A 13,903-nucleotide genomic window follows, 5' to 3' on the forward strand; every position below is an offset into this window, starting at 1 on the left:
GGCCTTGTGGAAAGGCATGCAATAGTGGATAGTATTTTCTAACTTAAAGGCAAATGGCGATTTCGTTTGTGGGTAGATGTGTATTGCTGACGTACAACAAATTGTGCAAAATGGGAAACATTGGCAGTGAAAAGCGTGTTGAAGTTTTCCGTTTTAGTAAACTGATGCGTTGTGGAGGCAGGCCGTTGTCGTGCTGTTTGGTACACATTTGTTTTACAACTTTTGTGTTTCTTCTTTACTTTGAACCTTACTTTGTGAGCAAGATTAAAGTAAGGGTGATTGTGTTAAGTGTTTGATTTGTATTCGTTTAGATGTTCTCCCTATTTTGAAAAGGCTCTCTTAAAGTTTTAATGTGAATACGTCTGTATGAAAGTTAACCTTTGTTTATGTGGCGAGTGGTTGTAGTTCGTAATATCCACAAATAGAGAATGTTTGAGAATAGTGCGTGTACAATTCTGAAAATTCGGAGTAACGGCGTTTGATAATATCAAAAATAGTTTGTAGCTTTGCAAAAGAAAATAGAGGTTTAGTAATGGAAAATAATAAAACTTATTCATACGAAGAGGCCTTTGCGGCCGCTTTAGATTATTTCGCCGGCGACGAGCTTGCGGCGAGAGTTTGGGTAAACAAGTACGCCATGAAGGATAGCTTCGGTAACATTTACGAGAAATCGCCCGAAGACATGCACTGGCGCATCGCCAATGAGATAGCGCGCATCGAGGGGAAATACCCCAACCCGCTCTCTGCACAAGAAGTCTACGAACTGCTCGACCACTTCCGTTACATCGTTCCTGCTGGTAGTCCGATGACAGGTATCGGCAATGGCTACCAGGTGGCATCGCTAAGCAACTGCTTTGTGGTGGGACTTGAAGGTGATGCCGACTCGTATGGGGCTATCCTGCGCATCGACGAAGAACAGGTGCAGCTGATGAAACGCCGCGGTGGCGTGGGGCACGACCTCTCGCACATACGTCCCAAGGGCTCGCCCGTAAACAATTCGGCACTTACATCTACGGGGCTTGTGCCGTTTATGGAACGTTATAGTAACTCTACACGCGAGGTGGCGCAAGACGGACGGCGTGGTGCGCTGATGCTGTCGGTTAGCATTAAGCATCCCGACAGCGAGGCCTTTATCGACGCGAAAATGACCGAAGGTAAGGTTACGGGAGCGAATGTGTCGGTAAAAATCGACGATAGCTTTATGCAAGCGGCCGTAGACGACAAACCATACGTGCAGCAGTTCCCCATCGAAGGCGACAATCCGGAGGTGAAGAAGGAAATTTCGGCCAAGACGTTGTGGGAGAAAATCGTGCATAACGCATGGCAAAGTGCCGAACCTGGCGTGCTTTTCTGGGACACCATACTGCGCGAAAGCATCCCCGACTGCTATGCCGACCTGGGTTTTCGCACGGTTAGCACCAACCCTTGTGGCGAAATTCCGCTCTGTCCGTACGACAGCTGCCGCCTGCTTTGCGTAAACTTGTTTAGCTATGTGGTTAATCCGTTTACCAAAGAGGCCTATTTCGACTTCGACAAGTTTGCCAAACACGTGGCTGTCGCCCAGCGAATAATGGACGACATTGTGGATTTGGAACTCGAAAAGATAGACCTCATCATGGAGAAGATAAAAGACGACCCACAAAACGATGAGGTGAAGGGTGCAGAATATCATCTTTGGGAGAAGATTAAGCGCAAAAGTAGCATGGGAAGGCGCACGGGCGTGGGCATAACAGCCGAAGGCGACATGATTGCCGCATTGGGTTTGCGTTACGGAACGCAAGAGGCCACCGATGTAAGCGTAAGTGTGCACAAACGTTTGGCATTGGCTGCCTATCGCTCTTCGGTGGTTATGGCTAAGGAACGTGGGGCTTTCGAGATATTCGATGCCAAGCGCGAGGCCGCCAATCCCTTTATCTTGCGCCTGAAAGAGGCCGACCAGTCGCTTTACGACGACATGGTGGCTTACGGTAGGCGTAACATTGCCTGCCTAACTATCGCTCCCACGGGCACAACTAGCTTGATGACGCAGACAACGAGCGGCATCGAACCTGTGTTCATGCCTGTGTACAAACGCCGTAGGAAGGTAAATCCCAATGATACAGACGTGCATGTAGACTTTGTTGACGAGGTGGGCGACAGCTTTGAAGAGTATATTGTGTACCATAAGAAGTTTATGGACTGGATGAAGGCCAACGGCTTTGATACCGATAAGCGATATACACAAGAAGAAATTGACGCCATTGTGGAACAATCTCCTTATTATAAGGCCACGGCAAACGATGTGGACTGGCTGATGAAGGTGAGGATGCAGGGCGAAATACAGAAGTGGGTGGATCACTCTATCAGCGTAACGGTGAACTTGCCCAACGATGTTGATGAGGCTTTGGTTAACCGATTGTATGTAGAGGCGTGGCGTTCGGGCTGCAAAGGCTGTACGATTTATCGCGACGGCAGTCGTTCGGGCGTGATGATTTCTGTGTCGAAGAAAGACAAGAAGAAAGAGGATAAGCAAGAAGAACAGCCCATCGTGCCTTGCAAACAGCCCGAAGTGACCGAGGTTAGGCCCAAGGAGTTGGCCTGCGATGTTGTTCGTTTCCAAAACAATAAGGAGAAATGGGTGGCCTTTGTGGGCTTGCTCAATGGTTATCCCTACGAGATTTTCACGGGCTTGCAAGACGATGACGAGGGTATTGCCCTGCCTAAGTCGGTTACGAAGGGTAAAATCATCAAGAATATAGGTCCCGACGGTCGCAGTCGTTACGACTTCCAGTTTGAGAACAAGCGCGGATACAAAACCACGGTTGAGGGCTTGAGCGAGAAGTTTAACCCCGAATATTGGAACTATGCCAAGCTTATATCTGGTGTTTTGCGCTATCGCATGCCCATCGACCACGTGATAAAGCTGGTGGGTTCCTTGCAATTGAAGAGCGAAAGCATCAACACTTGGAAGATTGGCGTTGAGCGCGCATTGAAGAAATACATTACCGATGGCACCGAGGCAACGGGTATGAAGTGTCCTTCTTGTGGACAAGAGTCGCTCGTTTACCAGGAAGGTTGCCTTATTTGCAAGAACTGTGGCGCATCGCGCTGCGGATAAATTACGCATTTCCTTGCTCCACTTCGTAGCCTTATGGCTGCGGGGTGGGGCGTATTTTTTGTTTAGTGGTAAGGAGTAGGGTAGTAAGGAGTAGAAGTTAAGGAGTTATGGAGTTGAGGAGTTAAGGAGAGATGCCAAATGTATTGGTGATGTTAGGCTAATAGGATAAGTCTGACCAGTCTGACCAGTCTGACTTGTCCGAAAGCAAGAATGAACTAGAAACCTAGAAACCGCTAGATACCTTTAAGCGGCGTTAGCCATCTTTTCACCCTTTCACCCTTTCACTTTTTCACCTTTAAGCGGCGTTAGCCATTTTTTCACCTTTTCACCTTTAATAACCCTTTCACCCTTTCATTATGTCCCATTACATTCATCTTCGGAACCTACATTTTCACGCCTTTCACGGCGTTATGCCCCAAGAACGAACGGCGGGAAACGACTATGTTGTTAACCTTCGTGCCGAATATCCCATCGAACAAGCCATGCAGAGCGACGATGTGAGCCACACGTTGAACTATGCCGAGGTGTACGCAGTTGTTGAAACAGAGATGCAAAAGCCGTCGTGCCTACTCGAAAACGTGGCCTATCGCATCGCCCAACGGCTCTTTCGCGACTTCCCCCTGATACGTTCGATACGGCTCGAAGTGGCTAAACAAAACCCACCTATGGGCACTTGCGGAGGGCAAGCAGCAGTGGAAATTCAATTAAATAATGATAAAAGCCAGTGAGAAGAGCCCGAATACGGCCTTTTTTCTGTATTTTTGCATAAACAAAGCCGTTAATCGGCAGCTCAGGATACACAAGGGCGGGTTCTGAAACAGTCCCCTTGCTGGATTTTTAGGTTTTATCTGGGTATATTTCGCTTGGTTCTTGATAGGTGTCATAACAAGCCTTGGCACTCGAAAGAACGAACGAAGGATGGCAGGAAAGCAGAGATACAGTGGAGAGTGAGGCTGGATGCAGGCTTGAAATGCACGAAAACCTTTCAGAACAAGACCCCAAATGTAGCGTGACGACGATATGCGGCACTTCAAATCAGCGAGTATGAACAAAAAGATAGCCGCCCTCTTCGCCCTGTTACTCCTTCTGCCGTTTGCCGCAAATGCAGCAGGCAAGAAGTTCGTGTTGGTTATCGACCCAGGACATGGCGGCAAAGATGCTGGCGCATTGGGCGCTTTCTCGAAAGAAAAAGACATAAACCTGAGCGTGGCCATGGCCTTTGGAAGAAAGGTGCAGCACAATTGTCCCGACGTAAAGGTGATTTATACGCGAACAACCGACGTGTTTATCGGCTTGAAAGAGCGGGCAGACATCGCCAATAAGAATAAGGCCGACTTGTTTATATCGGTACATACCAACGCTTTGCCCGGCGGGAAGCAGGCCTATGGAATGGAAACTTACACCCTGGGAATGCACCGCGCCGGCGACAATTTGGACGTAGCTAAGCGCGAAAACGCCGTAATCTTGATAGAAAAGGACTATAAACAAAGCTATCAGGGCTTTAATCCCAACTCGGCGGAGAGCTACATCATGTTCGAGTTTATGCAAGATCGCAACATGTCCAACAGCGTAGACTTGGCCAAGATGGTGCAACGCGAAACCTGTTCGGCGGCCAATCGTCCCGACAAGGGCGTGCATCAGGCGGGGTTCCTCGTGCTCAGAGAAACGTCGATGCCCAGTTGTCTCATCGAATTGGGCTTTATCACCACGCCCGATGAGGAGCGGTTGCTCAACGATAAGGCGCGAGTGGAGAACATCGCCACGGGCATCTATCGGGCGTTTGTGAACTATAAAAACAAGTATTACAGTGGTGTTGTGGTGCCTTACAAGGCTGCGCCCGTGCCAACGCCTACCGTTCCCGACGTTGTTCCCGATGTGTACAAGTCTAACGATGTGCCTGCAACGCAGCCAAAGCCCGAACCACAAGTAACGAGAAGGACGGAGCGAACACTCTCCGAACCGATAAAACGTGATAGCGAAGTTGGTAGATCTGTACCCCAAAGGGCGCAGGCCGCCAACCAAGATGTAACAGAACGCCCAACGGTGTCGGCGGCCGAAACAAGGTCGAACGAAGAAACCAGGTTGCCAAGCATTACATCGGGAGATGCTGAAGAAAAGATAATATCCTTCGGCGAAACGGCCATCGTGCCCATCTTTAAGGTGCAAATCATTGCCAGTCCCACGCGCATACGCCGCAACAGCCCACAATTTAAGGGCTTGAAAGACGTGGAATACTTCAAGGAGAACGACATGGTGAAGTACACCTATGGCGCATCGGCCGACTATAACGAAATAAACCGACTGCGAAAGAGCATCGCCAAGAAGTTCCCCGATGCGTTTGTCATCGCCTTTAAAGACGGCGAGCGCATGGATGTGAACAAGGCCATACGCGAGTTCTCGGTTAACAGACAAAAAGGAAACAAATAATTAAATATGAAAATCTTTACGAGAGAGGTAAAAATCGCCCTTGTAGCCATTGCCGGAGTGGTGATATTGTTCTTCGGTATGAACTTTCTGAAAGGGTTAACCTTATTTTCCAACGATACAGGCTATAAGGTAATGTTCAAAGATATAACCGGTTTGTCTAACTCAACGCCCATCTATGCCAATGGATTTGCTGTGGGCGTGGTAACGGGCATCCAATATAACTACGACCAAAAGGGCGACATCGTTGTTACGATAGACCTCGACAAGAGCATGCGTGTGCCGCAAGGAAGTACGGCCGAGATAGAGAGCGACTTCATGGGAAACGTGAAACTGAACCTTATTCTTGCCCCTAACAGCGGTCAGTTTCTTAGTCCGGGCGACGTGATACAGGGCAACGTGAGCAAGGGAGCATTGGCGCAGGTGGCCGATATGGTGCCATCTATCGAGCGATTGCTGCCCAAACTCGACTCTATTTTGGTTAGTGTGAACACTATTTTGGCCAATCCCGCCATCAACCAGTCGCTAGACAACGTGCAAGGGCTAACAGCTAACCTGCGCACCACTTCGCAACAGCTCAATGGTTTGGTGGCAGGTCTTAACCGAAGTGTGCCCGCTATGGTGGGAAAGGCCAACAAAGTGCTGGACAATACCAATACGCTGACCACCAACTTGGCTGCCCTAGACCTCGACGGAACGATGCAACAGGTGAACCGAACCTTGGCCAACGTGGAGGAAATGACACAAAAGCTTAACAGCAACGAGGGCTCGTTGGGCTTACTGATGCGCGACCCAACCCTATACAACAACCTCAACGCAACGCTGATGAGTGCCGACTCGCTGCTTATCAACGTTCGCCAGCACCCCAAACGCTACGTGCACTTCTCGCTCTTCGGGCGTAAAGACAAGTAGGACTTTGAGTTTTTAAGTTATAGCGTTACTGAGTTGGCAAGGCTTTGAACCCCAAATCTCACCAACTTAACAACCATAAACACATCGCCGTCACCATTCTACAAAGCTTAGAGTGGTGGCGGTTGCGTATCTTAGGGGTGGTTGATACAAGTATTTGCCACGTCGTTAGCTAAGTTATGGCAAGGCATATCATACCCCCATATCCCCTTGGAGAGGGGTTGTGGGGTGAGGCCAGAACTCATACGCGTTCACTTATTTGTCCTTAATATTCTCCTTAAACTCACCTGATGCAATGTTTCACAAGTTTTGCAAAACCTTTCACGTCCTTAATCTTCTTCAAAAACGGCCTGTAATTTGCCAAAACCAATTTTTTTTGCGATATTTGCAGTAGATTTCAGAGACCGCGGCACGCCATGTGCCGAAAAACCAACAACAGTATAGATATAATGGACGTAACTCCCGATAAACATTGGGAAGCAGCTCTTGCGCTCATTGCGCAGAACGTTTCTCCACAGCAGTTTGACACCTGGTTCAAACCTATTGTCTTCGAATCGTTTAACAACGAAACGAAGCTTTTGGTGTTACGTGTGCCAAGCTCGTTTGTGTACGAGTATATCGAGGAACATTATATCGACCTGCTAAGTCGTGTGTTGTTCTCTGCTTTTGGTCAACGCATACGCCTTACTTATAGGGTGGTGGTGGATAGCGAGCACAAAAAGACCCAAGACATTGAGGCCGACCCGGCCGAGGCGCACGCTACGCAGGCCGCCAAAACATGGGGCGCAAAGCAAAAAGCTGTGGAAGAACCGGCCAAGGAGCAGGAACTAGACCCGCAACTTAACCCACACCAAACTTTCTCGAACTACATCGAGGGCGAGAGCAACAAGCTGTCGCGTTCCGTAGGGCTGTCTGTTGCCGAGCATCCCAACACCAATCAGTTCAACCCCATGTTTATTTATGGGCCGTCGGGCTGTGGAAAAACCCACCTCGTAAATGCCATCGGCGTGCAAACCAAGCAGCTGTACCCCCAGAAAAGAGTGCTGTACATCAGCGCGCATCTCTTTCAGGTGCAGTTTGTTAACGCGGTGTTGAAGAATGCCACCAACGATTTCATCAAGTTCTACCAAACCATCGACATGCTTATTGTTGATGATGTGCAGACGTGGGCTAGTGCAGATAAAACCCAAGAAACGTTTTTCCACATCTTCAACCACCTCTTTCGCAACGGCAAACGCATCATCTTGGCTAGCGATCGCCCACCCGTTGAACTGAACGAAATGAGCGATAGGCTTATCACACGTTTCTCGTGTGGCATCATTGCCGAACTAGAAAAGCCCAATGTACAACTCTGTGTAGACATATTGAACGCCAAAATACGCCGCGACGGACTGAAAATACCTGCCGAGGTGACGCAGTTTATTGCCGAAACGGCTAACGGAAGTGTGCGCGACTTGGAAGGGGTTATCAACAGCTTGATGGCTTATTCGGTGGTGTATAACAGCGACATCGACATGCGGTTGGCCGAAAGGGTGATTAAAAGGGCTGTGAAGGTAGACGATACGCCACTTACCGTAGACGACATTTTGGAGAAGGTGAGCAATCATTTCAACGTTAGCGTGTCGGCCGTGAGCAGCAAAAGCCGCAAGCGCGACTTGGTTGTGCCGCGCCAAGTGTCGATGTATTTGGCTCAGAAATACACCAAAATGCCTGCCAGCCGCATAGGGAAACTTGTTGGCGGGCGCGACCATAGCACCGTGTTGCATAGTTGTGCGCAGGTTGAGGCGCGCCTTAAAACCGACAGCCTTTTTGCTGCCGAGGTGGAAAGCATTGCCACATCGTTTAAGCTGAAAGGATAGGGGAGAAATTGTTTTTTTTCTCCCCCATGCAGATATTACTTGTTGGTAGAGATAATTTTTGCGCGAAAGTAAAGCCAAAGATGTTTTCTAGCCACACTTGAAAGGCGCACATTTGTAATTGCTTATCAGTATTTCGCGAGGCTCTTTCCCCGCCAAATAGTGTTATTTCGTAGGCTTTATTCTCAGTGTCACTTCTGCATAGAGGTCGGCACACCCCGCAATCATCAGTAGATGGCTCTTCGATAGAGGCATGTCTTCGTTGTCTATCTCGCATTTGTACACATTATATTGCATGCTGCCTTTGCATGTTACGAACCATTTAATGGTATGCGGCTCATCGTTGCCGAATAGTTTTTTGCTTCTAAACTCAAAGATATACGTTTCTCGTCCCCAAAAATCTTCCTTCCAAATCCGCAGGTCAGTGGCAGATACATTCAATGTTGTTCCCCCGAGAAAGTTGGGTATGGTATTTTCTTTTATGTATGCCCATCTGGTTCTGTTAATTTCTAGGGGTTTGAGGTCGCTCCCTCTATAAACACGCACTTGGATGTCTTCCTTTTTAGCATTCCATGTTTCGGGCTTTGTGTTGTCGATGATGTTTAGAGAGTCTGCGATGTTTGTGCCTTTGGGACTTTCGAACCTGATGCTTACCCTAAAAGGGTCTACAACATGAGGGCCGTCTTTATCCGAACACGAGAGTAGTGTACATGTACAGATGCAGAGCATGGCTTTTGTCCATATTGTTTTTATATAGGTCTTCATGATTACTGCATTTTAATTGTATGTGAAATTGTGTTAGTGCTTTGTAAACGTGGCATACTCCAACCGATACCTATAATTAGTGCGTGTGCTTTCTGCGTTGTCGTTGTATGGAGCTGGAGTATCTGTGTTAAAAACATTGTCCAAGAAGTATCCATTGCCTTTCTTGTCTATGGCATTTGTTTCCACTTGTTGCGTATTTTTTGGGTTAGCTCACCTATGTTTTCTTCACTTGTTTCAGAACAGGCCACAATGAATATCCCTCCCAAGCAGTAAAGGATTGTTCGTTTGATTGAAAATTTGTTCATGTTCTTTGGTTTTAAAGTGTTGACACAGCAAATTTAAGTAAAACATTTTTACGCGCCAAGCGTTTAATAATGTTTCTTTCTATTTATTTTTAATTTCCTGTTTTATCTTCCGATTTACAACAAAAATGTACTCATATTAATGATATTGTTGTGTGTTGTGTGTGTCGCGATGGGGTGTAATAATGAAAAATAACTGTGTTTATCCTGCTCGGATACTGAAAAGATGGTCTAGTAAGACGTATAGATATTGTTCTAAAAATATTGATGTTTGGTAAAACCTTTCGTATTGCTCTGAGGGGGAAGGTATAAAATAACAGCCTTTTTGAAAGATAATTTGTTGCTTATCCAACCATATTCTATGAAAATGATGCTTTTTGGTGGTGGTTACTATTCGATACTAAAAGTAAACTATTATGGAGAAGCAAGGTGTGTGTTACCGATAAATATAGGTGGTGTAGCTTGCAGTCTGTTGTTATCGGCTGGCGGAATTAATTCGTACACTCGTCAACTCGTAAAGCTACAAGCTCGTTAACTCAAAAGGAAATGTCCACTTTTCAGTGGGGTTTTTAACATTGTGAGTGCCTTTTAAACTCACCAACTGCCCAGCAGGCTGCAAAAAACGATTCTCGCGGAGGTTGGTTATGATGCAAAAAGGGGCTAGTTGTACATGTTGGCAAAATGAATATTTATTTGGGACGACTGCCATTTACACCAGTTTTTAGGCTATTTGCTGCTAAACGCAGTGCATTTTGGTGCTAAATGCAATGCAATATGCCGCAAAATGCAGTGCGTTTTGGTGCTAAATGCAGTGCGTTTTGGTGCAAAACGCAGGGTAAAATGGTGCAAAACGCAGGGTAAAATGCGGCTAAATGGAAGGTGATAAGCATAAAAATACACCGCAAATAGTATAAACAAACCTTTTAGAACCATGAAACACATGGCCCAAAAGGGCAAAATAACCATCAAAAAGTGGGATTTTAGGGGCTAAAAGTACGTAATTGGGCTTGAAAAATAACGAACATTCAACCAATCTAGAAAGGCTAAATGGTGCAAAATGCAAGTGAGTTTCTTAAAAACGGACACATGGAACAATGTGTAGGCAGTAAAATAGCGGCTAATTACCTACTTTTGAGCCTTGATTTTCGCTAGAATGGCATGGAGGTTAGGGTGTGTTTTGTAAAATAAAAGCATCATGTTTAACAATGGGGACTTGTTGAGAAAGAATTGAAAAAATGCATTCCAACAACCTCCTTTGCTTTACTGTCGGCTTCATCCGCAGAAAGCATTCCACACTTTTGTGCGCGTATGAATGTGCGCACAAGGTGGGAGCAGGTCTTGATAATGCGAGAAAGAGTAGGAGAGCGATGAGGCGCAGTTGTCGTTTAGGGCTGTTTAGGGTAAAACAAATGGTGGCAGCGCGCGGGGTTAAACAACATGCGCCAACTGCTGCTTGTGGTAGTTGGCGCATGTGTGCGTTAAGTGGGGCGTGCGTGAGGTTCTACACGCTGTTTTATTTCTCTTTTTCGCTGATAATCGACACGCAGAAAGTGCCGATAATAAGCATCGCGCCTGCGGCCATCATCATGTGGCTTTGCACGCTGCCTAGCAGGTGCAGTATGGTGCCACCCAAGGCGGCGGCGATGATTTGGGGTACGCAGATGGTTCCGTTAAATAGACCTAGGTATGCGCCCATGTGTCCTTTTCCTTCCAAGGCGTTGGTTACGAAGGTGAAGGGCATGGCCAATGTTGCGGCCCAAGCGCAGCCAATGAGAATGAAAGGAACGAACATGAGGTACTTGTTGGCGATGTAGGGTACCAACAAAAAGCCGATGCCGCCCAACAGTAGCGAGAGGGCATAGGCCATTTTGCGACTGCGGATGTTGGGTAACACCACTGCCCACAGCACGCTGCCAATGGCTTGAACGGCGAAAAGTATGCCCACCCAGTTGCCTGCCTCTTGATATTGGGGCGTGCTGGTGGCCGAATGTAGCTGCATGTCGACGCCCCAAACGGTGTCGGCGATAGAGCCTGTGGTGTAGGTCCACATGTACATAAAGGCAGCCCAGCAGAAGAATTGCACCAGTCCTACGGTCCAGAACGTCTTGGGGGCGTTGCGCAGCAGGGCAAAGACGTTGGTCTTTTCCTTGTCGAGTGGCTTTTCCAGTTGGTTGTATTCGGCATATTCTTTCGGGTTCCACTCCTTAACCTTCAATGTGGTGTAGATAACGCAGAGTATAAGTATGGCTGCGCCCACGTAGAAGGACCAAATAACCGAGTCGGGGACGACACCTGCTGCGGCTATGTTGCTGATGCCGATGAAGGTGAAGAAGAAGGGGAAGATAAAACCCACCACTGAACCGGCGTTGCAGAGGAAGCTTTGCATGGAGTAGGCCAAGGCCTTTTGTTTCTCGTTCACCATGTCGCCAACCAGCATCTTGAAGGGTTGCATGGCCATGTTGATGCTTGTGTCGAGGAACATGAGTGCCGTCAGGCCGAAAATCATGGCCATGCCTGCCGTCATGCCAAGCGAACCGGCATTGGGCAGGAGGCACATCACCAGCACGGCAACCGTTGCACCCACAAAGAGATAAGGTATGCGACGGCCGAAACGAGTCCATGTTTTGTCGCTGAGTGTTCCCACGATGGGTTGCACAAGTATGCCCATTAGTGGCGGAAGAATCCAAAAGTAGCTTAGCTCGTGTGGGTCGGCGCCAAGTGTTGCGAATATTCGCGAGATGTTGGCACTTTGTAGGGCGTAGGCTATCTGCACGCCGAAAAATCCGAAACTAAGGTTCCATAGTTTCCAAAAGCCCATGTCGGGTTTCTTTTTCAGTTGATTGTTCATATATGGTTATATTCGTAATTTGGCGTTACTGGCTTTTGCACCTCACTGAATGTTGGGCGTGGCATGTGCGGTTGGGTGCATGTTGTTGTAGGTAGTGCTGCTTAGGCCGTTTGTTGTGCCTTAGCTTTCTGGGATTGCGTTTGTTGTTCCACCGGTTTTCCCTTATCGTGCCCCGTATTGGTTTCCTTTGGCAGGGTTCGCGCCAACTGTTCGGTTATGGATGTGGCAATGGGGCGTGTGGAATCTCTCACTACTAGTCGGGTGCGAACCACTCTCCGTTCTGTCTTGCCTTTCTCGATGTGTCCCTCCACGTGGCGCATGAGAATTTCGGCTGCCGCTTCGCCCACCTGAAATCCATGTTGGTCTACGGTGGTTAGGGCTGGGTCGCAGGCCACGGCGCGTTGTCCGTTGGTAAATCCGCATACGCTGATGTCTTCGGGAATGCGAAATCCCCTGCGTTTGGCCGAGTAGAGTATGCCGATGGCCGTATCGTCGTTAACGGCGAAGAAGGCATCTGGGCGGTCGTGCCTGTCTAACACTTCGGGCGCGATGCGCTCTGCATCTGAACGATTGTCGCATTGGAACACCAGTGAGGGGTCTACCTTTATGCCATGTTTGAGCAGTGCGTCGCAGTAACCGTTGTAGCGGTTCTTTGATATTTCGAGTTTCATCGATGCATTGAAACAAGCCACGCGCCTGCAACCTGTTTCCACCAAGTGAGTAACGGCGGCGTAAGCTCCTGCATAGTCGTCTACCACCACGCGGCTGGCGTTTACGCCTGTGCACACTCGGTCGTAGAAAACCAGTGGCACGCCCCTGTCGATAAGGTGTTGGAAGTGGGCGTATTGTGTGGTGTCTTTGGCCTGCGACACGATGATGCCGCACACCTTGTTCTCGAAGAACGACTTACAGATGCTCACTTCGCGTTCGTGTTGTTCGTTGCTTTGGGCCACCATGATGCGGTAGTCCTGTTTTTCTGCAGCCCCTTCGATGCCTGCAAGAACCGAAGAGAAGTAAAAGTGCGTTAGTTCGGGTACAATCACGCCAATGATTTTCATCGGGCGTACCCTACTGTTGCGCAAGCTTTCGGCGATGAGGTTGGGCGAGAAGTTGTGTTCGTTGGCGTAGGCCTGTATGCGTTCGCGTTGTTGTCGGCTGATGCGCGGGCTGTTTTTCAACGCTCGCGATACCGTCGCAACCGAGACGTTCAACTCTCTTGCGATATCCTTCATCGTGATAGATGCTATTTCTCCCATAATTCTAAATTCTCTTTTGCCGCTAAAAAGCGCATGTAGTTGTTGTCTGTTAAGCCTTTCTGTGAAGGCTTTTTGTAGAGGTAGACCTTGCAAAGATATAAATTTATTCTGTATTTCCTTATTTTTTATGCGGAATTATTCATGGTTTTCTGCATATTAGGAGAAGTTTTTATGTTGATGAGCCGGTGAACTTTCGGGTTGGTTGGTTTTTAGGTTGACGGGGTAATGGTTTTTTAAGCAGATTGGTTGGTGGGTTGTAGGGATGTTTAGGGTAAAGCTGGTTGGTTCGTTAACTGGTTGGTAGCGGGAACTCTTTTTGTTTCCTCTGGGCTTTTCATTTACATACTTTTTCGCCTAATAAAGCTTTTCAATTCATTTTATGCAAACGTTTGCGCTTTTTCTGCGAAAAAAGCACAAACTAACACAAAGAAAGCTACTTTTGCAAG

Annotated in this window: 8 protein-coding genes; 5 read left to right on the plus strand and 3 right to left on the minus strand. The window is 47.8% G+C overall.

Annotation, left to right across the window (positions count from 1 at the left end; genetic code table 11):
- Nucleotides 1-532 precede the first annotated feature (532 nt).
- From HMPREF0670_RS11840 to dnaA, 5 genes are all read left to right on the plus strand, one after another.
- The gene (locus tag HMPREF0670_RS11840) at nucleotides 533-3,097 is read left to right on the plus strand and encodes an adenosylcobalamin-dependent ribonucleoside-diphosphate reductase (RefSeq protein ID WP_009231391.1); all 2,565 of its coding nucleotides are present in this window, start codon (nucleotides 533-535) and stop codon (nucleotides 3,095-3,097) included.
- A 356-nt stretch (nucleotides 3,098-3,453) separates the two neighbouring features.
- On the plus strand, nucleotides 3,454-3,825 hold the full coding sequence (folB, locus tag HMPREF0670_RS11845) for a dihydroneopterin aldolase (RefSeq protein ID WP_009231392.1): 372 nt from the start codon (nucleotides 3,454-3,456) through the stop codon (nucleotides 3,823-3,825).
- 316 nt (nucleotides 3,826-4,141) lie between these two features.
- The gene (locus tag HMPREF0670_RS11850) at nucleotides 4,142-5,524 is read left to right on the plus strand and encodes an N-acetylmuramoyl-L-alanine amidase (protein WP_009231393.1); all 1,383 of its coding nucleotides are present in this window, start codon (nucleotides 4,142-4,144) and stop codon (nucleotides 5,522-5,524) included.
- Between the two features lie 6 nt (nucleotides 5,525-5,530).
- Nucleotides 5,531-6,433: an MlaD family protein gene (locus HMPREF0670_RS11855; RefSeq protein WP_009231394.1), complete on the plus strand. Its 903-nt coding sequence runs from the start codon at nucleotides 5,531-5,533 to the stop codon at nucleotides 6,431-6,433.
- Nucleotides 6,434-6,879: 446 nt separating this feature from the next.
- A complete protein-coding gene (gene dnaA / locus HMPREF0670_RS11860) occupies nucleotides 6,880-8,289 on the plus strand; it encodes a chromosomal replication initiator protein DnaA (RefSeq protein WP_009231395.1) in 1,410 nt (469 codons plus the stop codon).
- Between the two features lie 162 nt (nucleotides 8,290-8,451).
- Here dnaA and HMPREF0670_RS11865 read toward each other — a convergent pair whose 3' ends face one another.
- The 3 genes from HMPREF0670_RS11865 to HMPREF0670_RS11875 all read right to left on the minus strand — a co-directional run bounded on the left by HMPREF0670_RS11865 (nucleotide 8,452) and on the right by HMPREF0670_RS11875 (nucleotide 13,457).
- The gene (locus tag HMPREF0670_RS11865) at nucleotides 8,452-9,051 is read right to left on the minus strand and encodes a hypothetical protein (protein ID WP_009231396.1); all 600 of its coding nucleotides are present in this window, start codon (nucleotides 9,049-9,051) and stop codon (nucleotides 8,452-8,454) included.
- Nucleotides 9,052-10,866: 1,815 nt separating this feature from the next.
- Entirely contained in the window at nucleotides 10,867-12,201 is a 1,335-nt protein-coding gene (locus HMPREF0670_RS11870) for an MFS transporter (protein WP_009231399.1), read from the minus strand.
- 101 nt (nucleotides 12,202-12,302) lie between these two features.
- Nucleotides 12,303-13,457 (minus strand): LacI family DNA-binding transcriptional regulator, encoded by a 1,155-nt coding sequence (locus tag HMPREF0670_RS11875; protein ID WP_232213919.1) that lies wholly within the window; start codon nucleotides 13,455-13,457, stop codon nucleotides 12,303-12,305.
- Between the last annotated feature and the right edge of the window lie 446 nt (nucleotides 13,458-13,903).

Source organism: Prevotella sp. oral taxon 317 str. F0108, from assembly GCF_000162415.1.
In the GTDB taxonomy this organism is placed as follows: domain Bacteria; phylum Bacteroidota; class Bacteroidia; order Bacteroidales; family Bacteroidaceae; genus Prevotella; species Prevotella conceptionensis.